Raw genomic sequence first — 25,231 nt, 5'->3', positions numbered from 1 at the left:
CAATCCAACATCTTCCTTATCACTTTGTTTAATAACCTAACTTACATATTTTTTTATTGTTAAAATGTTTTTATTTTCTTCAAAACGATAGTCCACCTCATCCATGGTTTTTTTGACCATCAGCACACCTAAACCACCGATTTGGCGCTCTTCAGCTGTCAATGTGATGTCCGGATCCGGGTTATCAAGGGGATTGAATGGTTTTCCACAGTCAATAAACTGTATTTCCACCAGCAACGGGTCACCATAGGCGTCAAATTGAATGATCACCTTGCCATCATCCGGAGCATAGGCATAGTGGGCAATGTTTGTATATATTTCTTCTACCGCCAAATCAACTTGAAAGATCATTTTCATATCGGCTCCAGCCGCCTCCAGTTCGGCATCGATAAATTCAAGAATCTTAGATAAATTTTCTGTAGATGCATCAACGGTTAATTTCTTCATACGCTCTGATCTCCTTTACTGTTGGTTAACAAATCCACCGGGACCCCCATCACATCAATCGTTTTAATGGAATGAAATCCAAGTCGCTCGTAAAAATTCTTATTGTCCGTGATGTTGCTGTTTTCTAAATAAATGGGACATTCGCTGAACTTTTTAATATCATATTCCATCAGCACCCGGCCCGCCCCTTTCATCACAGAGCCAAGCATAAAGATATAATGGTGTTCTTTATTATAATGATAGCGCTCAGTGATCAGAGCTTCATTTTTTACCATAATCAAACTTTTAACCTGCGCAAGCATTAGAAATTTGATGAGTTCTCCCAACATACCACTGACTAGGGCCGTGCGGATACTAAAAAACGGTCTGCCTTTATGATTCCAAATGGAAGCACCGACTACTTTATCATCAACAACCGCCACATGAATTTCACCATTGCGATTGTAGTAATTGACCATTAGCTTGATATATCGGCAAAGATCCTTTTCATTCTGAAACACGGTTCGGTAGAGGGGGTCATTCTTAAAGGCGTGGCACAACACATCAGTCGCCTTTTTCATGTTATTTTTGTCGAGCTTTCTGTCCCATATGGTTATCATAAGCACCCCAAGAACGTCTCTTTGCTTATTTCAAAAAGTGTCGCCTTGTCATTGGACCAGATCAACTTCCCGCCAAGAGATACCATATTGTTAATACCATCAGAAGTTATTGCGAAAGCGATAATTTTCCCAAGCGCATAGCCTTCTGCATGTTTTTTCTTCAAATAATCCCTGATTGAATCCACTAATAAATATGAAACACCCTGATGACGAAAAGCTTGCTCGACAACAATATCAAACAAGAGAATATCGTTATTCCTTCCTTTTTCCAAGGGAACGACATCTGTATCATTAAGATTATCATCAATATACTCCCGGTTGTCGGCCGCCCGTTGATAAATACTCGAATTCACACTAAAAAAGCTGGTAAAACCAATTAGCATATCACCAGAAAATGCCGCAATCAAACCGTCTTTAAATTTCAAAAACCGTTTTTCGGCCATCCCTTCATTAGATATTATGCTATCTCCGAAAATTTTACGATCCAAATCAATTATCGCTTCAAAGTCCTGCCTCGACAAACACTCGCCCTGCTTTATCCTAATATCCATGCCACTACTCCTCAAGCTTAAACCCGAGCATAGTGATATCATCAAACTGCGGTTCGGTATCGGCAAATTCGTCTACATCCGCTAAAATATCGGCGCACAGTGATTTAATATCATGCTCGTCTTTTGAAGCAACCAATGTTTTCAGGCGTTCCAGTCCATAAAACTCATTTTTGGTATTATTCGCCTCGGGAATCCCATCAGTATAGAGATAGATAATATCCCCTTTTTCGATTTGCGATTCATTCATCTTATATTTAGCCGTTTCCATGCCAGCACAAACAAATCCTTTCTTACCAGTAAGCATTTCAACGGTGCCATCTTTTTTCCAGATAATTGCCGGGTCATGTCCGGCATCGCACCACTGGAAGACCCCAGTTTTGACATTAATAATGGCAATCAGCAAGGTCACAAACATACCCTGTTCATTGTTGTTGCACAGACTAACATTAGCTTCGGTCATGACCTCATCGACAGGCAGGCGCCTGAGTACCAGATCTTTTACGGTCGCTTTGGTCATCGCCATAAACAAAGCCGCTGGAACCCCTTTCCCGGAAACATCGCCAATGGTGATACAGAAGTGATCATCATCCACGAAAAAGAAGTCATAAAAGTCGCCGCCGACATCTTTAGCCGCCCGCATCGAGGCATAAAGGGTGAACTCGTTTCTGTCAGGATATAAAAAATTCCGGGGCAGCATGCCTTCCTGAATCAGGGTGGCAATCCGCAACTCGGTTTCAATCCGCTCCCGTTCAGACGTGACGCTAGTCAATTCTTTGATATAACGGATAATATCACTGGTCATCTTGTTAAAGGCTTCGGCCAGAATTTCGATTTCATCACCGGTTCGTACTTCGATATTCAAAGCCACAATCTCATTGAGGTTATCATCGATGTTGGTATTGACAAAATCGGTGGCATTATCAACAATCACCTGTAACGGATCGATAATCGATTTGTTAAGAAATAGCAGATAAATGGTGATAAATAAAATTAGGATCAGTGCCGCAACAAAAGAAACCAGAATAATATAATTACTAAGAGTCGAATTAATATCTTTCATGGACATATCTGCCCCAATAATCAAAGTCGGATTCCCTTCTGCATCTTTTAACACATGAACTGCAGAAATCAGATATCCGAACTCACTTTCATTCGTGATAATGGTCTTTGATTTCTCAGAACCGATAAAATATTGATTAGCAGCATCAATATCTTCTTGTGGATAATAGTCTGTTCCCAGAAAATCACCAAGAACAAAATGACCTGCCGTCCCCGGTTTGGTTCCCTGCCCAAAAACTTTAAACCCTTGTTCAATTGGGACATAGGCATAAAGGAATTCCAAGTGGTTCTGTTCCTGGATGACCTGCAACTCTTTAATGAACAATTCATAATCAGAATCGGTCTGGCCCGTTTCATAATACTGGTTGACCTTGTCTACCGGAGCAAAGGATGAAGCGGTTTTCACGAGTGATGTGATGTTTTCTTCATAGCGTTTAAACATGGAATCCCGATAACTAAAATAGGAAACCAGCACAATCACCAATGATAACACCAGTGCCAGAATCATACTGGCTGAGGCAAACTTGGTTTTTAAACTGATTCGACGAATGCTCTTTTGTTCTTTCATACATGCCACCTTTTCTATAAAATAATAAGCAAATTGTTAAATACCAGGGTTCGGTTATAGGCAAATGATTTTGCCTTTTTGCGTACAATTGATACACCCAGATAATCAAGCCCTTCATCCGGTTTTTCCGGTTCTTCAAAAGGATTGTAGCTGGTGCTGTCATCCCTGAGCCGAATATAGATGTCCTCTTCAAATAGAGCAATTTTTATATGGATATAATGCGGTTTCCCATCACTAAATCCAAAATTAATTATATTAGTTGCCAATTCTTCAATGGTCAGGTTAATAAAATAAGCGTTCCTGCTATCAATATCAAGCCGTTCACAGAAAGCTTCAATCTCAACCACACAATTTTCAAGCTCTTTAATGTCAGAAGAAAGGGTTGTTTCATATAGTTTATCCTTCGCGATAATCGGTTCTCTAAACAATAAAATATTTCGGTACCCGCCCTGTTTCTTGATAACCAGTGCCGCAATGAGCAGGATCACCATGGTTGCCGTTTCCGCCGCTACCATTGCCAATGCTGTTCCGAGCACTCCAAAAACCGGAATAAACCAGGCCGAAAAGGCAACCAGCAGCAATAGCCCCCGCATAAAGTAAATCAGCCCCGCCAGAGACGGCCGCTTAATGGTCTGGTAAAAGTGTGCCATGATGCAGTTAAAGCAGGTTTGTACTACCCCGAAGGCAAAGATGCGGATGGTCTGAGCTACCAGCGGCAGATTGTCCGCCACCCCAAACATCGACGCAATAGGTTCTGCGAAGATCAGCAAAGCCAGGGCACATGAAGCACTAAGTAAAACTGCCGTCTTTAAGGACAGGCCCATGGTGTTATAAACACCTTCAGTATCCTTCTCCCCGGCAAACGTTGCGACCAGTGGTGCCAGAGCCAACGAAATACCATCAAATATGGCATAAGCAAATAATGATACGTTAAAAAGGATATTATAGACACCCAATCCCCCGCCCCCCGCGGTTACACTGAGTAAATTATTAATAACGATCAAGGTGATCCCCTGATAAATAAAGGCCGATGCAATCCCAAAGCCCCCCTGAAAAAGCTGAGCGCCGGCTTTGGGACTCAGGGAAGTCCGACTCAATTTAAGGTGATTATGCTTTTTAAAAAAGTGCAGTGAATAGATGAAAACCGCACACAGCTGTCCGATAATCATAGCGAGCGCCCCACCAAACACACCCATCTTCAGTCCAAAGATGAAAATCAGATCCAAAACCAGATTTACCGCCACCGAGACACCAATCCCCAGAGTCGACAAAAATGGATCGGCGTCACTGCGAATCAGCAACGACATCACCGGAGCCAGAATAAATATCGGTGCCATGACTACAATCGGCCACATATAATCCCTGGCACTAGCAATTCCCGCCCCTCCGGTAAGAGCAATAATGGTCGGCAGAAAGAGGCTTCCCAATACCGCAATAACGACTCCCACTGCCGCTGCAAAAACTACTGCCTGGGTAAAATAGGATCGAACCCCATCTTTATCCTCAGCGCCAATGGACTCGGAAACTCTCAGTGATCCACCAACCCCAAAGGCGTAACCGAACAGGTTATAAACCGCGTATATCGGCATTGAAACGGCCAGTACTGACAAACCAACTGCACCAAAAGCATTCCCCAGAATGATAGCATCGACAAAGGTTCCCAGCACTACCCCAGCCGAAGAAAGGATACTGTTGATAACAAATATGCGAAAAGCCTTGTTAACAAAATGTTGATTATTCATGATGCCTTCTCTCCACGTCCTACTTTTTCAGTTTTAGTAAACTGATCCCAGGGGAACAACAAATCGATTGATTATCAAATAATTACGTTGCTAAAATATCACCCAATTAAAAAAAAGTTATACGTGGTTATTATAGCATATATTATTCATGCGATGCTCAAGATTTATTTAATTAATTGGAACGTTTTCAAAAATTTTCTGACAATGAAGCTCTCGTTTTGACATAAAAAAAGCCTGAACCTAATCAGACTTTTCTCACTCATTTTTTATTGAAAAAATCAACCCTTCAATCATTTTATTGGCATCACCCAAACTTCCATCTTCGTTATCTTCGGGTCATGACTGGCATAGCGTTCAATTGTAAAGGGCATGGTTGCTAAGTGATGCTTGGATAACCAGGTTGCAAATAAATATTTATGTGCCTTATACACTACATCCATGTATATTAGAATTTCTTAATTAATTCTTAACTTAGAACCATTTCAAGACATTTTTAAGCATTGGCATATATATTATAAACATACAAAGCATCATCAAACACTTAAACTATCCTAACCTTTCATGAAAGCAACGGTCTTATCGAAGAGCCGTTGTTTTTATTTTTTGTTTCTCCTTCTAAGCTTTAATACTGCCACTTTTCCTCATGCCAATCTTAATCTCTCCGCTTATATCGGCTTATTCTTCTTAAATTCCTTTGACAAAATCAATTCATGGTTATAAACTAAAATCAACAAAATTAAATTATGATGCTGAATCAACATTTAATCGCGACTATTTAAGTAAGTAAATTGATCAAACAAAATTTATTGAAGGAGAAATTAAATGGGAAAATTATTCTATCAAGGCCATGGCAGTTATCGGCTTGTCACCGATCAGGGCATCGTACTCTACGTTGATCCATTTGCTGGGGAAGGCTACGATCTTCCTGCTGATATTGCCCTGATAACCCATGAACATCCCGATCATAACAATTTATCATTATTACAGCAACATCAGGGGTGTGTAGTTGTCCGACCGGAAACCATTCTGATAAACGGTAATTATGGAACCCGGACTATTCATGAAGTTGCTATCCAGGCCGTACCGGCCTATAATTCCGGGCATGACAAAAACAAGTGTGTGGGCTATGTGATTGAGCTTGATGGCGTTAAAATTTATGCTTCCGGTGATACTTCCACCACCGACTATATGAAAGACGTTTTATCTAAAGAAAAACTTGACTATGCCTTGTTGCCGACTGATGGCTTTTATAATATGGATCCCAAGGAAGCCTCCGACTGTGCAGCAGTCATCGGTGCCGTCCATACCATCCCCATTCATATGAAACCGGGTGCTTTGTTTGATCGTAAAATTGCCGAAGCCTTTGTGGCTGAAGGCCGCCTGATTTTAGAACCCAATGACGAAATAATACTGTAGTTTTCTGGAGGTAGACCAATCAAATATATCATCAAAGATAAATCCTTTTATAAAATGGTGGCTGCTATTGCCATTCCGATCACCTTACAAAGCCTCATTACCATTGGCATTAACATGACCGATACAATAATGGTGGGGGCGCTGGGAGAACTGCCCTTGTCTGGTGCTTCCCTGGCCAATCAGTTCATTATGGTTTTTCAGATCTGTTGCATGGGGATTGGCATGGGTGCCTCTGTACTCACCTCTCGTTTCTGGGGAATGAAAAACCCTGATGCCTTAAAAAAATCAATTACCATTATGTTCCGCATCTGCATTGGTTTTGCTTTGCTTTTTTCATTGGTGACCTTTTTTGCTCCTGAAGCGATCATGCGTATCTATACGACCGATCCAGAAATTATCCAAGAAGGTACGCGCTATTTTAAATGGGCAGTTCCCTGCTATCTGCTTTTAGGACTCTCGCTGACATCCACCATTGTACTACGAAGTGTCGGTCAAGTTCGACTCCCTTTAGTTTCATCGATTTTTGCATTTATCATCAATATTTTCTTTAACTACCTGTTTATCTTTGGCAATTTGGGAGCCCCCCGGATGGGTATTGAGGGTTCTGCCCTATCAACATTAATTGCCAGAATTTTTGAGTTTTCGTTTATTTGCGGTTATCTATTTTTTATTGACAAAAAAATCCGTTATCGCCTCTTTCATCTCTTTATGCGATGTCGGGATATCTTAAGGGAATACATTAACATCGCTATTCCGGTTTTGATCAGTGATGTTTTACTCGCCCTTGGCAATAATGCTGTGGCGATGGTGATTGGACGGTTAGGCGTCAGTTTTGTTTCTGCTAATGCCATCACGATGGTTCTTCAGCAACTGAGTACGGTGCTTATCCAGGGGATTGCCAACGCCAGTGCTATTATCACAGGTCACACCCTGGGGCGGGGTGATGAGGAAACTGCTCAGCAGCAAGGCGTCACCTTTTTATATCTGGGCATCGCCATCGGCCTCTGTAGTGCTATGCTTATCTGGATCACCAGCAAACCGATGATTGGTCTCTACAACCTGACCCCAGAGACTCAACAAATTGCGGCTCAACTAATGTTTGCCATCGGTTTTATTGTTATTTTTCAATCGACCAACAGTATCCTGACCAAGGGGGTTCTTCGCGGCGGTGGAGACACCCGATTTTTAATGGTGGCGGATATTATCTTCTTATGGGCTGCCTCGGTTCCGCTTGGAGCAATGGCTGGTTTCGTCTGGCATTTACCGGCATTTTGGATCTATACGCTACTGAAAATTGACCAGATTATCAAAGCGATCTGGTGTATCTATCGATTGAAGAGCCGAAAATGGATTAAAAGAATCGCAACTTATCCTTTGAATCAAGATCAGTAAAATAACATTTACTGTGCTTTTCAAAGTTGCTCAACTTGACCAAATTTATTAATAGTCATTTCCCCTAAAAGGTGATAGAATAAGACAATTATGAAATCTTATTTTTACATCAATTTCCATTAAACAAACCTATTCCCATACTTATTGGAGGTAACCACCTTGCGAATCACACGAGACGAATTCCATGGACGAACAAAGCTAACAAAAAAAGATAAAAAAGAACCCATTGTAGAAGCATCCCCCAAAAAACCAATGCCTTCAGAATCACCATTAAACGCTTCAACTGACCTTCCGGAAAAGAATAAAAAAAAGGTTGGTTTCGCCGTAAAGCTATCAGATTCTGAAATAAAAAAACAATTACTCATCTTAGCTGAAGAAACAATGAATCAATTATCGGATCCTAACAAAGAGCTCCGCGATGTGGAAGATATCTATCTCATTTTTAAAGGGCAGATGATGGTCATCAACAAGTGCCGCTTACTTTCTGTCAGCGAACAACAGGAACAAAATGCTCAAGTCTATGCTTGCTACTATAAAAAGAAATTTGAGCTAAAAAAACTGGAAATGCAAAAAAAGAAAGGCTAAGTTTTCAGACCTGTCGACTTTTTTCAAACCTCTAAAAAAACAAAACCATGGCGCTAAACAGTCCATGGTTTTATTTCGTGATTGCCGTGCTTTTTTACTTAGATACTGCTATGAAGCCAGTCGTTTGCCTAAATCTCTGCAGGCTTCCAAGCCAGCATCGTCGGGGGCATCATTGATTTTTAAGCCATCATCGACTAGATTGACCCCAGTTTTCTTCATTCTTTCTTCCCATTCATCCATCCATTGGCCATCGCCCCAATCGTAGGATCCAAATAAGGCCAAAGGTTTTCCGGTTAGACTTTCTTTTTCAAGTTCAGCGACGAAAGGCTCCATTTCCTGATCTTCCAGTTCTTCGGCACCCATGGAAGGGCAACCCAAAGCAATGGCATCACTGCTTAACAGTTCTTCAATATTGGCCTTATCCACACTAAGTACCTTTACTTCAGCACCACCAGCCTCTGCTCCAGCGGCAACTGCTTCGGCCATTTCCTGAGTATTTCCGGTTCCACTCCAATAAACAATTGATACTTTTTTCATCATAAATTCTCCTGATCTGAATAATTTTTGCTAAATCATTTCCAATTTAACAGACATTATTGGTGATCTGTTTAAGGGTTTTTTTCCAATTCAGGGTCATGCTTACCTCCAATTTTGATATCAGCGAACATCGATCTAATCAACTCATCGGTTCTCTCTTTACTCTATGTTAGTTTTGTGTTAGCTTTTGCTAACATATTAGCAAGAGTTTCTGTTCTTGTCAATCCCTTTTGAAATTTATTTTAAAGGCATCCACTTTATTCTAAGGCTGCTCTGACATTTTTTAATTCCTCGATAATGGCAATATTCTGAGGACAATGTTCTTCACACTTTCCACACTCAACGCAATGAGAGGCTTTGGCATCTTGAGGAAACATTGTGCTATAGAGAGATTTAGCTTTTTCAAGGGTATCAAAGAGATAGGCATTGTTATAAAGCGAAAAATGTCCCGGAATATCAACTCCGGATGGACATGGCATACAATACCGGCAATTTGTACAGTTGACCTTCATTTTTTCTGTTATTGTTTTCTTGGCAAAATCCACTAACGCCAGTTCTTGATTGGTTAGTGAATTGGCTGCACCTGCATTGGCAGTATTGATATTATCGATCACCTGCTCCATCGTCGTCATACCACTGAGGACCACGGAAACTTCAGGATGATTCATGACCCACCGCAGCGCCCATTGAGCCGGAGTTCTTTTGATTGGCGCTTCGTTCCAGGCGGCTAAAACTTCCTGGGGTAATTTATCAACCAGAGCGCCGCCTCTGACTGGTTCCATAATGGTGATTCCCATTCCTTTGCTGGCCGCATATTCCAGGCCTTTCTTACCGGCCTGATAGTTTTCGTCCAGATAATTATATTGGATTTGACAAAAAGACCAATCATAAGCATCGACAATTTCGACAAATAAATCAACATCATCATGAAACGAAAAACCGGCGTATTTGATTTTTCCGTCTTTGATCGCCTGATCAAGAAATTCAAGGGCTCCCAGATTTTTCAGGTTTTGCCAAAAACCTCTGTTGAGTCCATGCAGCAGGTAAAAATCGATTGTATCCGTTTCCAGCCGTTTTAACTGTTCATCCAATAATCGGTCCATATCGGCTCGTGACTGAATTAACCATGACGGCAGCTTGGTCGCGATGTTAACCCGTTCACGATAACCATCTTTTAAGGCCCGGGCCACAAAAAGCTCGCTCTCTCCACCTTTGTCAAAACCAGTGCCATGATAAGGATAGGCCGTATCGATATAGTTCACACCATGATCAATGGCATACCTTAACATCTTGATGGCTTTTTCATCATCGATATTGGATTGAACCCCGTCGATAACCGGCAACCGCATACAACCAAACCCTAAAACTGAAACCTCTTCATTTGTTTTTCCGAATTTTCGATACAACATCTTTTTTCTCCCTAATTATAAATTTAAACAATTTGCGATAAACTGTTTAGTCTAATTAATTTGTATTGAATTATTTGTCTACTATTACTATACTACTATCTGATCTTTAGTCCAAGTTAAAATCTTTTATTTTTTTAAATCGGCCTATAACTACCTTACGAAGATTTAAATATTTGATTTCGTCAATTCAAAAAAATAGCCCACTGATTTTCTGCCAGTAAAAATCAGTGGGCTTTTGTTTGTTTCACTTTGCTTTTTTAGTTTTTTCCTAGGCGAGTCTGTACCATTTTAGTGCTAATGATTATGCCTTTTTAACAAACTCTGATTTTAGCGACATGGCTCCAAAACCGTCAATTTTACAATCGATGTTATGATCGCTGTCAACCAGACGGATATTTTTTACCTTGGTGCCTTTTTTGAGATCCTGGGAACTGCCTTTTACTTTAAGGTCTTTGATTAAGATAATCGTATCACCACTACTTAAGACGTTTCCGTTTGAATCTTTGATACTCTTTTCATCGTCACTGTTTTCGTCTGTTGCATCTATTGTCCACTCATGAGCACACTCTGGACAGATCAACAGTTCTCGATCTTCATAGGTATATTCTGAATTACATTTAGGGCAATTCGGCAATTGTTCCATGTATTGTTCTCCATTCATAATTGGTTTTTCTCGTGGTACGAGTTATTCATACTATCATAATCTGATCCACTTGACAAGTCATCCCGATGGCCGCTTTGATTGATTTATGCTTGTCATATTTTAATGTAATCCACTCTTTTAAATACTGGCAGTCTTTTAAAAATGTTAGTGCTGCAATGGTCATCGAAGCAATCCTATTGAGCGTGTAATTTCTTCACTGAATGTTCATTGATAGCTTTGCTAAATTCAACTACATGATATCATATCCTGATGATGTTAAAGATTTGTTAAGCATTCGCCCGCAAAAAATATGATATACTTCAATAAAAGATCAATCAATACATTTGGGGGAGGTAAAAATGTCACAAACCACCAAAAAAGCGCTGGAAATTTCGTTAAAAAATCTGCTTTTAAAAAAGCCCTTGGATAAAATTACAATTAATGATATTGCCTCGGACTGTGGAATTAGCCGAATGACCTTTTACTATCATTTTAAAGATATCTATGACCTCGTGGAATGGTCCTGTGTCGAAGATGCTTCAAAGGCTCTCAATGGTAAAAAAACCTACGATACCTGGCAACAGGGATTTTTACAAATCTTTGAAGTCGTGCTCGACAACAAGCCCTTTATTATGAATGTCTATCATTCCGTCAGTCGTGAGCAAGTTGAAATATATCTTTATAAATTAACCTACAAACTGATGATTGATGTTGTTGAAGAACAAGCGATCGGTATAACCATCCGTGAAGCGGATAAAAAATTCATCGCCGATTTTTATAAGTACGCCTTTGTCGGCTTAATGCTTGAATGGATCCGTGGTGCCATGCAGGAAGATCCTAAAATCCTAATCGATCGCCTTGCTACACTACTACAAGGACAAGTTGCCACCGCCCTTAACCAATTCCGCACCGATCGACCGCCCAGGTCTATACTATGAACAACCTATTACAAAAAGAGTGCTTTGATCAGAGTTTTATCAAATCACTCTTTTTGTTTATATCAAATTATGACGATCTTTACTACAATGAACCCATAAACAAATTTGAACAATAAACGGAGGTTATTACTATGTATTATTCCAGCGGAAATTATGAAGCTTTTGCACACCCATTAAAACCGGACGGCGTTGACCAAAAATCAGCCTACATTGTCGGTTCTGGACTTGGTGCTCTGGCATCGGCCTGTTTCCTGATTCGTGACGGTCAAATGCAAGGTAAACATATCCACATTCTCGAAAAAGATCCGATTCCAGGCGGAGCCTGTGATGGATTTCTCTATGAAGGTCTTGGTTATGTGATGCGGGGGGGACGTGAAATGGATAACCACTTTGAATGTATGTGGGATCTGTTTCGATCAATTCCCTCAATCGAAACCGCAGGTATCAGTGTTCTTGATGAGTATTATTGGCTCAACAAAGCCGATCCAAATTTTTCACTGATGCGAGCGACTGTCAATTGTGGCGAAGATGCCCACACCGATAAAAAATTCGGTCTTTCGGATCAAGGTGCGATGGAAATTATGCATCTTTTCTTCACCCCAGATGAACAGCTCTACAATAAGCGTATCGACGAATGTTTCAGTAATGAAGTCCTTGACTCCAACTTTTGGCTATACTGGCGAACCATGTTTGCCTTTGAAAACTGGCATTCGGCATTAGAGATGAAACTTTATATTAAACGATTTGTTCACCATATCGGCGGTCTTCCCGACTTCACCGCTCTGCGCTTTACCAAATACAATCAGTACGAATCGATGATTCTGCCAATGATCAACTACTTAGAGTCTTTTGGTGTCCAATTTCATTACAATACCAAAGTTGTCAATGTCGAATTTGATATTAACATGAACCAAAAAAAGGCCACACAAATTGTTGTTTTTCAGGATGGAAAAAACTCATGCATTGATCTGACCGAGAATGATCTCATTTTCATTACCAATGGCGGCTGTGTGGAAAATTCGACGCTGGGCAGCCAAAATGAACCCGCCCCTTACAATAAAGAAATCAACGAGGGTGGTGGATGGGATATGTGGCGCAAAATCGCTGTTCAAGATCCATCCTTCGGAAATCCCGATAAATTTTGCTATGATCCCGAACAAACCAACTGGATGAGTGCCACCGTCACCACTCTTGACGATAAAATTCCACCTTATATTCAAAAAATCTGTCAGCGCGATCCTTTCTCCGGGAAAACGGTTACCGGAGGTATTGTAACCGCCAGGGATTCTAACTGGTTGTTGAGCTGGACCTTCAATCGTCAACCGCAGTTTCGCTCCCAGCCGGAAGGTCAACTCGTCGGTTGGATTTATGGCCTGTTCAGTGATAAACCCGGCAACTATGTAAAAAAGACCATGCGCGAATGTACCGGCATCGAGATATGTATGGAATGGCTGTATCATCTTGGTGTGCCGGAAAGCGAAATTCCTTCACTTGCTCAAAATAGTGCTAACACCATCCCTTGCATGATGCCTTATATCACCGCCTTTTTCATGCCTCGTGAAGCTGGAGACCGGCCTTTAGTCGTTCCTGAAAATGCAGTGAACTTTGCCTTCTTGGGTCAGTTTGCAGAAACAAGACGCGACACCATTTTCACGACGGAATACTCAATCCGCACCGCCATGGAAGCCGTCTACACACTTCTTGATATTGATCGCGGCGTACCGGAAGTATGGGGAAGTACTTACGATATCCGCGATCTCCTGACCTCAACCGTCAAGCTTCGTGATGGCAAGAAAATAACTGATCTCGATCTGGGTGATCAGGAGAAACTGGCTTTGTTTGAAGTATTCAGACGAATTCAGGGAACTGACCTTGAAAAGTTGCTAAAGACGTATCAACTATTTTAAGTTAGAATAATCTATCTCGCATCAATAAGCCGACCTCTATTACACTATTTCTAGCGATTTTAGAAAAACCGGCAAAATATTCCTCCCTAAAACAGAGACACCTCTTCAATCAAGGTTGTCTCTGTTTTTTTATCATTGTCTTAATTAAACTAAAATACGCCATTAGCCAAATTTAGGACTACGGTTGTCCTTATTTGTCTTCTTTGGTATAATGATGCCATAATTATTCGTTACCTCATAAATTTTTAAAATCCACTAGTTGCCCGGTAAGATCGTTCTGCTTGTTGATTCTCGTAATTTCCTCCACCACAATAAAAGTTTAGAAAGGAGTTGGTTATTATTAGCATTCTTTTCGAGAAATTCAGAGAGGTTCTGGTTTCAGTCTTGCCGATTACGCTAATTGTCGTTATTCTAAGTTTTACTCTCGTTTCCATTGAAGTCCCGATTATGTTGCGCTTTCTGCTGGGTGCACTCTTTATTGTCGTTGGTCTGACGATTTTTCTCTTCGGCGTGGATCTGGGTATTGCACCAATTGGAAATTTGATGGGAACGCATATTACCAAAAGCAATAAGGTCTGGATTGTCATTGTTTCAGGCTTACTGCTTGGTTTTTTTATCTCCGTTGCCGAACCCGACCTCCATATTCTAGCTGGTCAGGTAGCCCTTGTTTCTGCCAATGTTATTACTAAAACTGAAATCATTATCTATGTGTCCGTTGGAATCGCCTTACTGTTAACCGTTGGTTTTTTAAGAATTATTTATAACAAATCTTTAAGTATTCTGTTGACCATCCTATATGGGCTGATTCTAATCGTTTCTCTTTTTACCAACGAAGCATTTCTGGCCATTTCATTTGACGCCTCTGGAGCCACCACTGGGGCGATGACCGTTCCCTTTATTCTGGCTCTATCGATGGGGATCTCTTCATTAAAAAGGGGACGCGCCTCCGAGGATGACAGCTTTGGTCTGGTTGGCATTGCCTCCACCGGTGCCATTCTTGCGGTGATGCTGATGAGTGTGTTAAAGGGGACCAAAGAAATAGGCGGCAGCCTTGACAGTGAATTGTCCGATTCAACCGCTGTTTTCCTGCCATTTATCCAAAAGCTGCCGACCATGCTTTACGAAGTCGCCCTGGCCCTTTTGCCGATTGTCATTGTCTTTGTTGTTTTTCAGATGCTCGCCTTTAAACTAAAAAAGAAGCCCCTTAAACGAATCATCAAAGGCCTGATTTATACCCTAATTGGTCTGGTTCTTTTTTTAACTGGCGTTAACGCCGGGTTTATGGAAGTGGGAACCCTGGTCGGTTATACCATTGCTAACTTTGATAATAAAGCCATCCTGGTTGGCATTGGCGGTCTGCTTGGACTGGTGGTGATTCTGGCTGAACCGGCGGTTTATGTCCTTACCAAGCAAATTGAAGATGTCACCAGCGGCTACCTAAAACGACGGGTCGTACTGGTTGCCTTATCCCTGGGGGTATCTCTCGCTGTAGGCTTGTCGATGTTGCGCATCGTCATTCCGGAAATCAAACTCTGGCACTATCTGTTGCCGGGTTATCTTCTTGCCATTGTTCTAAGCTATCTGGTACCGAAGCTTTTTGTGGGGATGTCTTTTGACTCTGGCGGGGTATCATCCGGCCCCATGACGGCTACCTTTATTCTTGCTTTTGCCCAAGGTGCCGCCGCATCCATCGAAGGAGCGAATGTACTGATAGACGGTTTTGGACTAATTGCCATGGTGGCCCTGATGCCAATCATTGCTTTGGAGATTCTAGGCCTGATCTTCAAAATAAAAACGGTAAAAGGAGGCATTTTCGAAGATGAACACACTTGAAAACACACTAAAAAAAAGCTATGAAATGCTGGCTGTCATTGTCAATTTCGGCGTTGGTTCCAAGGTTTTGCATTTGGGAAAAAAATATGGAATTTCTGGGGGAACCATTTTTCTGGGAAAAGGCACCCAGCACTGTTTGCTCAACGATTTTTTTGATATCTGTGATGAACGGGTGGAAGTGGTTCTAATGATCGCCCAAACTGAAAAAATCGAATCAGCCGCTGAGGCGATTAGCCAGAAATTTAAATTCGCCAAAGCCAATCATGGCATTGCCTTTACGGCGGCGCTTAATAATTTTTTAGGCGTTCGAAATTGTTTCTATGATAAAACGCATGAAGAAAAAGGAGTCAATAAAACAATGTATGAAGCGATATTTGTGATTGTCGATCGCGGCAATGCTGAAACGGTTGTCGGTGCAGCAGAAGCAGCCGGTGCTAAGGGTGGAACCATCATGAATGCCCGAGGCTCGGGAATTCATGAGTATTCAAAACTCTTTGCCATGGATATTGAACCGGAAAAAGAAGTAGTAATGCTAATCCTGGAAACTGCGAAAACAGAAACAGTCGTCAACGCTATTCAGGACGCTACTGAAATGAGCAAACCCGGGAATGGGATTATTTTTACCATTGGTGTAAACCGAACCTATGGGCTGTACCAGAACAATCATTAATCTGACCCTGATTCGGTAGCTTTTTTTAATTGACGCTTCCGGCCGGAGACCAGAACAGGTTAATGTGTTTATTTTAAACACATTAACCTGTTCTTATTTGAAGACTTTAATAAACGCTTTACGATTTATGCCAACAATTCTTCAACCTGATCTTTCACCTCAAACAAGGTACATCCGCCATGGTTTCCGGCACTTTTAGCAATCTCCCGGAGATCGAAAAAATACTGGGAGCGAAGCACAGCTTCCACCGAATCACTGGTCAGGTTTTGAATGGCATAGGGTGAAAAGGGGCAGGGCTCGGCATCACCATAGGGATTAATATGAAAAAATCCCCGTCCCGAAGCCAGACATCCGCCCATTTCCTCCTCGTCGCCGGGGAATGATAGAATCACCATCTTACTAAAGTTTTTTTTCAATTGTATACAAATTTCCTGTAATTGCTTAATCTCTGCTTCTCCCAATTCCAGATATTCGGTTCCCTCTTCTGCCGGGACATATTCAATATACAGGCTGACGCCGCAGCCTTTGTCCTCCAAAGCTTCAAGAAAATTCTTTCTGGTTACCAGCCCCATGTTTTCTTTAGTCACCGTAATCGATGCCCCAAACAGGATTTTGCGCTTTTTCAAGGCTGCCATGGCCGCTTCAATCTGCTCATAGGTACCCACCCCGCGGCGGGAATCGGTTTCTTCGGCATTGCCTTCGATACTGAAAATGGGGATCAGATTGCGATGTTGATCAAGAAATGCAATGGTCTCCTGATCCAACATGGTACCATTGGTAAAGATCGGAAAGATGATGTTTGGATACTCCCCGGCCAGCGTAAGAATATCCCGGCGTAAAAAAGGTTCTCCACCAGCCAGCAGAATAAAAGCGACCCCAAGGCGCCCCGCCTGGTCAAAAATATTTCCCCATTGACCGGCCTTCATCTCCGCTTTGCCAGTCGTTGTACCACAGCCTCCGCCAGCCCTGGCATAACATCCGGCACAGTGCAGATTACATTGGGAAGCGATACTGGCGATCAGAAATGGCGGCACATGCAAGCCTTCTTTTTCCTGTTTTTTTCTTCTGGCCGTGCTTTTTGCCATCTCCGGTAGAACGCTCATCAAAAATGCGCGGCCTTTGTTATTCCCCAGATAGAATCGACCGGCGGTTTTCATGATTTGGGTGATTCCCTGGTCCATCATACTATTTAAATTCATCAGCTTTCCTCATTTCTTATTTGATAAATTGATGCAAATTGTTCGATGTGTGCTATCAGCAGAGCCATTGCTTCGTCTTCTTTTTCCGGCATACTATCGTATTGGCATAAAAGCGTGTAAAATGGTGAATAAAACTGCAACGCCATAATCTGGGGCGGACCTTCTTTAAAGGTTCCCTGCCTGATCATCTCAGTAAATAAATCAGTTTGAAACTGGATGGCGTCATTAAAAAACCAACTGCATAATGTCTTAGCTGCATCACTGTTTTTATACTGCTCGATGGTTAACATTTTACGAAACTTTGATGCCTGTGGATCTTTAAGAAAAAAAAGAAAAACAGCCTCACAGGCTTTTTTAAGCCAGACCAGATCATTGCGGCCATATTCCCTGGCGACACTTTCTAACTCACCCTGAGGCAACCGGTAAAAGGTTACGGTTTCTTCAAATTTTTCATTCATCCACGTAAGCAAGGTGTCATAAATGGCCTGCTTACTGGCAAAATGCTTATACAGTGAGCTGTCTTTAATTCCCACTGCCTGGGCGATTTCTTTAACCGTCACACTTTGATAGCCTTTTACCGAAAACAGATTCAGTGCTTCCTCTAATATTATTTCTCTGGTATTGCGTTTTGTCATCACTTCTCCTTAAACTTCCTGTCAAAAATTAAAGCTAGCGTTCATTAGCTTTATTATAGCTAATGAACGCTAGCCTGTCAAGTCAGGTTTTAAAGTTATTTTTTCGCTATTAATTTCGACCAAAGCGCTGATTGTAATAGGTTAGCGAATAACGATACAGCTCATCTCTGGCAATGTCTTCCTGATCCTGATTAAAATTTTCGGTCATGATCCAGCACATAACCCGACCATTTTCACCAAAATGATCGACAAATTCCCGAACCGCTCTGCGTATTTCATCTTCTTTCCATTGAGGCTCAATCATCAGCGGAAAGGTAAAAGTCATTACTTTTCCATAGGTGGAATGAAGATAATCCGGTTCATTAATAAATAGCTGGGGAGTCCACATATCTATTCCCATTTCCAGCATCATCGGCACATATTGAATATTCTTGCCGCAGGAATGGAGTTCAATAAAGGCAACCTTTTTCTTTAGATAGTCCATAAATCGTTTGGTGGCTGGCATGATCTGTTCCCGAAACATCTCATTGGAAAAAAAACCGGATCGCTGGGTACCCCAGTCATCATGATAAAGAACCCCATCGATTCTACCATAATAATCAATGATCTTTTGTGTCGATTCAATCTTGTAATCCGCCATTTTCTGAAAAAATTCTTCCAGTAACTCCGGTTCTTCATAAAATGCCATCAGGCTTTCTTCAAAGGGAAGCATTTCGTGGAGCCGCTCAAAAATGCCTTCCACACATTCATAGACATGGGGCCGTTCCGGGTCCAACATTTTCTGGATCTTCTGCCCATCGGTTCTAAAATCCACCAGGGATAAATCCGGCCAGTTCAGTTCTTCCTTCCAACGCGAAAAATCTGAAATGGCTCGGGTATCTGGCTTGGTAATCATTCCACCAGCTGAATCAACCATTATCCAATTGACACCCCACCAATCATAGCCATCGACCTCAGGCACCGGGTGCTCTTCCATCGCGTCCGGCCAGACAATATTGGATTCATAAAAATAAGCTGGCATCCAATAGGGCTGCTCACCTTTGGCACAGCGAATATAATTCTCCCTGACACCGATCACCCGTTTCTCAATGGGTGGTTTAGGCTGTTGAAAAATCCAGGGGAAACTCCCTGGTGCCTGCCATGACTTTGAATAATCCCGATTTGCTGCCACTTCCATAAATTTACTCATTATTGTTCCTCCTACAAGATAACACAGTGCCTCTCATTGAGCATCTCCCAAAAACCGAAAACCTCAAACTTAATTTTGCCTATCACTACGATCTGGACTATGCCTATAAAAACTTGTTTTTTACACCGCATCTGTATCTAAGCGATTCAGGTTTTTTACGCTCTCGAACAGACAGCGCCAATTTATAGATGAACCGCTATTTTAAACGCACTATTTACAGCTTCGGCAATATTACCAACTTCAATCGCATCTCCAACCACAAAAACTTCAGTTGGCGGCGCACTCTGACGCAGTTCATCAACCAACTGATGTCTTGGAACCATTCCAACCGCCAGTAACACCGTGTCCGCAGGCAGGGTATGCTCAGCTCCGGTGGTTAAATCGTCGTAGTAAACAGTCTGCTCATCAATGGACTTGAGTTTTGCGCTGGTGATTACTGGAATCTTTAGCGTTTCTATCTTTTCCAATAGATCCTGCATCGTACCACTGGCGGTCATAAAGAGGTTAGACAGATCTGGCGCCATTTCAAGTACCGTTACCTGCTTTCCTTTTTCAGTCAGTTCAATGGCCGATTCAATTCCAATCGCACCACCACCAATGATCACGATCTGTTCTCCCACAGTAACACATCCCATTTCACCATCAGGTGCCCAATGAACATGCGGTAAATCGACCCCGGGAAGATTTGGAATCAGAGGATCGGCTCCTACTGCCAAAATCAGGGCATCAAATTGCTCAGCATCCAGCATTTCTGCCGTTACTTCAGTATTCAAATGAATCGTTCCCAATGATTTTTCAGCTTGACGAACCAGATAATCCCGATAATCCTGCATGTCAATCTTAAATTTGGGCGAAGCCGCAGTAATAACATTCCCGCCCAGTTGATCTTCTTTTTCGTAAAGAACAACCTCGTGCCCCCGTTCACAAAGAGTCAATAAAGCCTGAATGCCGGCTGGACCGCCACCAACTACGCCAACCTTCCTTTTTATCTCAGCTTTAGGAATTTTACCATAGGGAAATTCATCAATATTAGCACAGAGTGGGTTAACCGCACAGCCGATTACTCGGGGCATAATCAATCTCTTACCGCAATACTGACAACGTATACATGGTCGATGGTCTTCTTCCTGACCAAGGGCATATTTTCGTGGCATCGCCGGATCAGCAATTAGCGGACGACACATCGCGACAAAGTCTGCTTTTCCAGAGGCAATAATCGCTTCCGCATCTTTGATATTCATAATCGAACCAACGGTAGCAATCAGTAAATCTGGGAAGCGTTTTTTGATATCCGCAGCAAAATGAACATTATACATCCGGTCCATCATGGAGTTTTGCCACCAATAACGCATGTACGCAAAATCGCCGTGAATTCCCGCGGAAACATGAAGAATATCAATTTTATCTTTAATCAATTCAATAAACTCAAGGGTCTCTTCAAAATGCATACCGTCAGGATGAATTTCATCTGCTGAAATCCGAAATTCAATGACAAAATTTTCCCCCACTTTCTGTCGCACAGCATCCAGCACTTCGACACAGAACCGGGCCCGGTTTTCCAGGGAACCACCATATTCATCGGTGCGTTTATTAAAGAGTTTGCTGGCAAACTGAGAGATCAGATTCCCGTGTCCACCGTGAATCATACAGACTTTCATACCGGCTTTCTGACAACGGTAAGCGGCCATCGCATATTTATCAACGGTTTCTTTGATTTTTTCATGGCTCATTTCAATGGTAGGAATAGGCTCCCGCCCACCGGCCTTAGCACGTCCCATTTCTGCCGGAGTGATGATGGAAGAAGCTGAAATAGCCGGATGTCCAATTCTGAAAGGATCAGAATCCATGCCACAATGATTGATTTCAAGCGAAGCCTGACACCCAAAACTTTCACACATTTCGGCAAATTGAGAAAGCGGAAGAATACATCCGTCGGTACCTAAATCTAACTGACGTTCTTCATCGCTGGATTCGGCCCGATCAATCACCGAATTGCCAACATGGATCATGGCCGTTCCACCCTCAGCGATGGGTTTGAACCAGTCAATAAATTCCCGGGAAACCCGGCCATCCCGGTCAGCACGGTTTGGTGATGGCGGTGCCATCTCGATGCGATTTTTAAAATCAACACCACGGATGCGAATGGACTCAAAAACATGGGGATAATTATTCATAGTTTATACCCTTTCGTTATTTAATTTATTTTACGAAAGTAAGTATACCATGAAAATTAAAAAAAACGCAAGAGTAATATTAATCACAATTAATATCAAGAAATTATTAAGCTTTTTAATGGCTATAAATAAGCATTGTATAAAAATTATAGCCGCTAATTGAAATTAGTTTTTCCGTAATATTAAGCTTTTACAAACGGTAACCCTTGATCAGAATAAATCATGTTATTTAAAGTCAATTACAAAGTTTTTTTTAATCGCTAATTCTGGCATGTTTTTTTCAAATTCTTCCGAAACAGCTAAAATTTCATCAATCCGATCAACCTGTCTTAACAACAACAGTAATGTTTCAATCGCAGCATCTGTAAACTCTTTATAGGAACAATCGACTTTTCCCATTTGATGAGCCAGACACGTAGCCTGACGAAATCCGAACTCTCCATAATTAAGCAGCTTTAATTTGTAAATCGGCAAATCCAATTTGCAGATTTTAACTAACTCCTGAAAATACTCTTCATTAACAGCCTCTTCTTTTATCTGAATGTTTTCATTCATAATCTCCCAATAAAAAAGATTCAGATTCCGATTAGTACTCATCAGACTCCCATGAACCCGAATTTCAATGGCAGTTGCAAGAAGAACATCGTAACTGATATTATTTATATTAAATTGTTCTCTGACCATGTTCTTTATTTGATTCATATACTCGTTGTAAACCAAGGTAGCCAGTTTTCCTTTTGATCCATAGTAATAAGCCACCAACGCACCATTCCCATTGACCGCTTCCCCTAACTGCTTATAAGTCGTCTTGATATAACCGTTTTCATAAAAAAGCACTTTTGCAGCATTGTATATTTTTTCTTTCATTTCTGTTTCCGGTTTCATTTTTTTCATTTTAAAAAACTCCCAACTTTCTTAACGTTGTTATGCATTAATTAAGTGCAAGATTTTGACTTTGGATTATGATGGCGCCATGTTTCAATTTAAAACTCACCCAACATCATGGTATTAGTCAAACAAAGGATCCCATTATGACAAAAACTAAGCTTGTTTATTTTTTAAACAACTACCCGATCATGCAATAAGATACAATCATTTTCACCGTAATGTATCTCAGTGTCAAGTGAAAATAACAAATCAATTCTGACCTTTCTTGATCTATGAAGCTAATTGATTTAAACTCTCTATAGGATCTTTATTTTGATCTGGATATCTGCGTCCGCTAATTTTGCAAGGATTGAGTCTCCAAAATCACTCAGTTTTATTAATAATATGCTTAAACTTTCCACTTTGCGGATGCTGCACCGGTGTCAAATCAGAAAAAGAGAGATGGGCAGTCGTCACTCCATGACTGGCCAGAAAAGCCGATAGTTTCTTCTGCGCTTCTTCAAATAAGCGCTGTGGATCGTCGCCGATCCCGGGTGTGATTCTCAATTCAAGCTTATTCTCTCCTTCAGCAATCAGTTGAAACCGAATGATCCCATGGATTTCTTTCAGCGTTGCATAAATAGCCAGTGGCGAAATTTTAATCATCTTGCCATCTTCGTGAAAAGTCAGGATGTCGTCGGTACGTCCCTCAAGGGTCAGCCAAGGTGACGGATTGTTGCAAGAGCAGGGTTCATGATGCATAATCACCCGGTCAGTAACCTCGTATCGAATAAAAGGCTGGGTATAATTAGATAGGTTGGTGATCAGGATTTTATCTGACTGTACCCCATCCGCCACCGGTTCATTCTGATGGTTAACCGGCTCCACAATGATCCAATCATCATTAATATGAAAATGTTTTTCCGGACATTCACACGCAATGGTTCCGCCTTCAGTACAAGAATAAGAGGTTTGAACGGTACATCCAAAAGCCTCTTCCAAGGAACTTCGCAGCTGCGGACTCAGGTATTCGCCACCGGTCATGATTAAAATTGGCTGAATCTGTAGCCGCCCCTTTTTCCGTTCATCAATCAGCAGTTCCAGAATGGTCGGATAGCCCCCCAACATCGTCGGTTTAAAAGCATTCAACTCAGCGACGATCCGAGCAATCGGATATAAGGCACTGGTTACGCCAAACTGTCTTTTTTTCCAGGGCATCGATAATAAGCGCGCCCGGACCGAACTATTTCCCAAGTAAAAACCACCGGTAGCAAACACTCCCATGGCTTTTCCGCCGCCTTTTATAAAGGCCATAAAATCTGCTTTTCTGGCAAAACTTCGCATCATGTTTATTCCGGTCATAACATTATTGGTGGATTGATCATATAGAGCGACCAAGGGGTTTCCCGTAGAGCCGCTGGTGGTAAACACCAGATATTTTCCCTTGATTTTTCGTCCGATATTGTCCAAATCTTTCAGGAAAATTTCTACTTCATTTAAGGTAACATCCTTTGTCGTTATCCACTCATCAAAATGCGCCATCAGATCGACCTTATTCGTTGGTGGTAAATCACTTAGCTTAAAATTCTCTCCAATATTTTGATAGTGCGCTTGATAATAAGGGCTGTTTTGTTCTGCATAATCAACCAGACGATTAAGCCGTTCTGCTCTAATTCTGGCCTTGTCTAAATCACTTTTTTTCGGATATCGGGAACAAAGCCAAATTGACTTGATTAAACTAATTTTTTTCATGACGATTCGCCTTCCTTCACTACTCCATTTAACATAAAATCAAGGTACTCTTTTATTTCGGCTTTAATCTCTGCTGAACGCTCGAAAAATAACTCTGGGGTCTCTTTATACCGCTCCAGATATTTGTTAATAATCGCCCCCAGATATAAAGTTATAGCGTCTTTTAATTTTTCGCCATCAATATCTTTTAATGTAATAGCAGCGATGGCTTTCGCCATAATCTCCTGTGATTTCTTTCGCGTACTGATCATATAGCGTATCATCAGTGCATTTTTTTCTTCAAGTATTTTAGTGCTCATTTCCCGGGCCGCCATATTGACCAACCGCATTTCATTGGGATATTCTTGGCACAATTTAAATTTTTCATCGGCATAAGAAAAGATAATCCCATAAAAATCTGATTGATTTGGTTTGTGGATATCTCTAAGAAGACGTTTCAACGCAACTTCCAGGCAATAAAGATAAAAATTTTTCTTGTTATCAAAATAATGAAACAAGATCCCTTTGGAGATGCCACCGTTTTTTGTTATTTCATCGGTACTGGCATCCATATAGGATTTGTTCGAAAATTCCGCAATTCCGCTTTGGATGATGGCCGCTTTTTTTTCATCTGATACTTTTTCAAAAGATTCAATTGACATAAAAACCTCCTTTGACTAGTGAGTCAATATTTAAGTAAAGTATACGCCCTGTTGACTGACAAGTCAATAGGGCGCCCTTATTTGATCTTTCTCTGCTATCCCATTTTAAGAATTAATTAAAGTCAATCCATCCTTCGAAAGAAAAAAACTACATTTCCCGATCATATTTGACTCGATAATACAACCCATAAAAAACAACAAACAAATATGCACTAACCAATAATAACACAATGATCAAATCAACCCCCATTAGAGCAACTGTCAGTAAAAACGCCCCAAACACAGGGATCATGATATCATAGGCTTTGGCTTTGGCGCGTCTGGCAATTGCAATATTTCGCTCATCCTTCTTATCAATTTCTATTTGTTTTTCAATATCGGGATGATTTTTTATCGCTTTCTATAATGTCCACAAATAGTTGGACACAAAATCCAGAAAATAAGATAAACTATACACATGAGTAGAAAACGACGAACC

At 41.3% G+C, this 25,231-nt stretch carries 23 protein-coding genes; 7 read left to right on the top strand and 16 right to left on the bottom strand.

What is annotated here, in order from left to right:
* Nucleotides 1–36 precede the first annotated feature (36 nt).
* Genes U2P91_RS03235 through U2P91_RS03215 form a run of 5 tightly spaced genes read right to left on the bottom strand, consistent with a single transcriptional unit; the run spans nucleotide 37 to nucleotide 4,966 of the window.
* A complete protein-coding gene (locus U2P91_RS03235; RefSeq protein WP_111888717.1) occupies nucleotides 37–447 on the bottom strand; it encodes an ATP-binding protein in 411 nt (136 codons plus the stop codon).
* Complete coding sequence (locus tag U2P91_RS03230; protein ID WP_111888716.1) at nucleotides 444–1,046, bottom strand: GNAT family N-acetyltransferase; 603 nt, start codon at nucleotides 1,044–1,046, stop codon at nucleotides 444–446. The genes U2P91_RS03235 and U2P91_RS03230 overlap by 4 nt, the downstream gene beginning before the upstream one ends.
* Nucleotides 1,043–1,597, bottom strand: a complete 555-nt coding sequence (locus U2P91_RS03225) for a hypothetical protein (protein ID WP_111888715.1) — start codon at nucleotides 1,595–1,597, stop codon at nucleotides 1,043–1,045. The genes U2P91_RS03230 and U2P91_RS03225 overlap by 4 nt, the downstream gene beginning before the upstream one ends.
* 4 nt (nucleotides 1,598–1,601) lie before the next feature.
* On the bottom strand, nucleotides 1,602–3,224 hold the full coding sequence (locus U2P91_RS03220; protein WP_111888714.1) for a SpoIIE family protein phosphatase: 1,623 nt from the start codon (nucleotides 3,222–3,224) through the stop codon (nucleotides 1,602–1,604).
* 14 nt (nucleotides 3,225–3,238) lie between these two features.
* Nucleotides 3,239–4,966: an MATE family efflux transporter gene (locus U2P91_RS03215; RefSeq protein ID WP_111888713.1), complete on the bottom strand. Its 1,728-nt coding sequence runs from the start codon at nucleotides 4,964–4,966 to the stop codon at nucleotides 3,239–3,241.
* An 822-nt stretch (nucleotides 4,967–5,788) separates the two neighbouring features.
* Between U2P91_RS03215 and U2P91_RS03210 the strand changes: the two genes are divergently transcribed.
* From U2P91_RS03210 to U2P91_RS03200, 3 genes are all read left to right on the top strand, one after another.
* On the top strand, nucleotides 5,789–6,382 hold the full coding sequence (locus tag U2P91_RS03210) for an MBL fold metallo-hydrolase (RefSeq protein WP_111888712.1): 594 nt from the start codon (nucleotides 5,789–5,791) through the stop codon (nucleotides 6,380–6,382).
* A 54-nt stretch (nucleotides 6,383–6,436) separates the two neighbouring features.
* Nucleotides 6,437–7,774, top strand: a complete 1,338-nt coding sequence (locus U2P91_RS03205; RefSeq protein WP_111888711.1) for an MATE family efflux transporter — start codon at nucleotides 6,437–6,439, stop codon at nucleotides 7,772–7,774.
* Nucleotides 7,775–7,933: 159 nt separating this feature from the next.
* Nucleotides 7,934–8,359 (top strand): hypothetical protein, encoded by a 426-nt coding sequence (locus tag U2P91_RS03200; RefSeq protein WP_111888710.1) that lies wholly within the window; start codon nucleotides 7,934–7,936, stop codon nucleotides 8,357–8,359.
* Between the two features lie 108 nt (nucleotides 8,360–8,467).
* Here the strand turns inward: U2P91_RS03200 and U2P91_RS03195 are convergent, their stop codons facing one another.
* From U2P91_RS03195 to U2P91_RS03180, 4 genes are all read right to left on the bottom strand, one after another.
* Nucleotides 8,468–8,896: a flavodoxin gene (locus U2P91_RS03195; protein ID WP_111888709.1), complete on the bottom strand. Its 429-nt coding sequence runs from the start codon at nucleotides 8,894–8,896 to the stop codon at nucleotides 8,468–8,470.
* Between the two features lie 257 nt (nucleotides 8,897–9,153).
* Nucleotides 9,154–10,305 carry an aldo/keto reductase gene (locus tag U2P91_RS03190; RefSeq protein WP_111888708.1) on the bottom strand — a complete coding sequence of 384 codons (1,152 nt, stop codon included), beginning with the start codon at nucleotides 10,303–10,305 and terminating at the stop codon, nucleotides 9,154–9,156.
* Nucleotides 10,306–10,606: 301 nt separating this feature from the next.
* Entirely contained in the window at nucleotides 10,607–10,948 is a 342-nt protein-coding gene (locus tag U2P91_RS03185) for a zinc ribbon domain-containing protein YjdM (protein WP_111888707.1), read from the bottom strand.
* Nucleotides 10,949–10,994: 46 nt separating this feature from the next.
* Nucleotides 10,995–11,132 (bottom strand): hypothetical protein, encoded by a 138-nt coding sequence (locus U2P91_RS03180; protein WP_162624518.1) that lies wholly within the window; start codon nucleotides 11,130–11,132, stop codon nucleotides 10,995–10,997.
* Nucleotides 11,133–11,307: 175 nt separating this feature from the next.
* Between U2P91_RS03180 and U2P91_RS03175 the strand changes: the two genes are divergently transcribed.
* The 4 genes from U2P91_RS03175 (at nucleotide 11,308) to U2P91_RS03160 (ending at nucleotide 16,296) form a co-directional block, all read left to right on the top strand.
* Nucleotides 11,308–11,886, top strand: a complete 579-nt coding sequence (locus U2P91_RS03175; protein WP_111888706.1) for a TetR/AcrR family transcriptional regulator — start codon at nucleotides 11,308–11,310, stop codon at nucleotides 11,884–11,886.
* 131 nt (nucleotides 11,887–12,017) lie between these two features.
* The gene (locus U2P91_RS03170; RefSeq protein ID WP_111888705.1) at nucleotides 12,018–13,793 is read left to right on the top strand and encodes an oleate hydratase; all 1,776 of its coding nucleotides are present in this window, start codon (nucleotides 12,018–12,020) and stop codon (nucleotides 13,791–13,793) included.
* A 339-nt stretch (nucleotides 13,794–14,132) separates the two neighbouring features.
* Nucleotides 14,133–15,626: a DUF1538 domain-containing protein gene (locus tag U2P91_RS03165; RefSeq protein WP_111889772.1), complete on the top strand. Its 1,494-nt coding sequence runs from the start codon at nucleotides 14,133–14,135 to the stop codon at nucleotides 15,624–15,626.
* A complete protein-coding gene (locus tag U2P91_RS03160) occupies nucleotides 15,613–16,296 on the top strand; it encodes a P-II family nitrogen regulator (RefSeq protein WP_111888704.1) in 684 nt (227 codons plus the stop codon). Before U2P91_RS03165 ends, U2P91_RS03160 begins: the two co-directional genes overlap by 14 nt.
* Nucleotides 16,297–16,421: 125 nt before the next feature.
* On the opposite strand, the gene U2P91_RS03155 is transcribed toward U2P91_RS03160, so the two are convergent.
* The 7 genes from U2P91_RS03155 to U2P91_RS03125 all read right to left on the bottom strand — a co-directional run bounded on the left by U2P91_RS03155 (nucleotide 16,422) and on the right by U2P91_RS03125 (nucleotide 24,753).
* A complete protein-coding gene (locus tag U2P91_RS03155; RefSeq protein ID WP_111888703.1) occupies nucleotides 16,422–17,495 on the bottom strand; it encodes a radical SAM/SPASM domain-containing protein in 1,074 nt (357 codons plus the stop codon).
* Nucleotides 17,495–18,130 (bottom strand): TetR/AcrR family transcriptional regulator, encoded by a 636-nt coding sequence (locus tag U2P91_RS03150; protein ID WP_111888702.1) that lies wholly within the window; start codon nucleotides 18,128–18,130, stop codon nucleotides 17,495–17,497. Before U2P91_RS03150 ends, U2P91_RS03155 begins: the two co-directional genes overlap by 1 nt.
* A 109-nt stretch (nucleotides 18,131–18,239) precedes the next feature.
* Entirely contained in the window at nucleotides 18,240–19,319 is a 1,080-nt protein-coding gene (locus tag U2P91_RS03145; RefSeq protein ID WP_111888701.1) for a uroporphyrinogen decarboxylase family protein, read from the bottom strand.
* 182 nt (nucleotides 19,320–19,501) lie between these two features.
* Entirely contained in the window at nucleotides 19,502–21,493 is a 1,992-nt protein-coding gene (locus U2P91_RS03140) for an FAD-dependent oxidoreductase (protein WP_111888700.1), read from the bottom strand.
* 225 nt (nucleotides 21,494–21,718) lie between these two features.
* Nucleotides 21,719–22,387: a TetR/AcrR family transcriptional regulator gene (locus U2P91_RS03135; protein WP_111888699.1), complete on the bottom strand. Its 669-nt coding sequence runs from the start codon at nucleotides 22,385–22,387 to the stop codon at nucleotides 21,719–21,721.
* Nucleotides 22,388–22,744: 357 nt separating this feature from the next.
* The gene (locus U2P91_RS03130; protein WP_111888698.1) at nucleotides 22,745–24,112 is read right to left on the bottom strand and encodes a phenylacetate--CoA ligase family protein; all 1,368 of its coding nucleotides are present in this window, start codon (nucleotides 24,110–24,112) and stop codon (nucleotides 22,745–22,747) included.
* Nucleotides 24,109–24,753 carry a TetR/AcrR family transcriptional regulator gene (locus tag U2P91_RS03125; RefSeq protein ID WP_111888697.1) on the bottom strand — a complete coding sequence of 215 codons (645 nt, stop codon included), beginning with the start codon at nucleotides 24,751–24,753 and terminating at the stop codon, nucleotides 24,109–24,111. The genes U2P91_RS03130 and U2P91_RS03125 overlap by 4 nt, the downstream gene beginning before the upstream one ends.
* Nucleotides 24,754–25,231 lie beyond the last annotated feature (478 nt).

Source organism: Acetobacterium sp. K1/6 (assembly GCF_034438075.1).
GTDB lineage: Bacteria > Bacillota > Clostridia > Eubacteriales > Eubacteriaceae > Acetobacterium > Acetobacterium carbinolicum.
The sequence above is the reverse complement of the archived record's forward strand: the minus strand, read 5'-3'. Positions and strand labels throughout refer to the sequence as shown.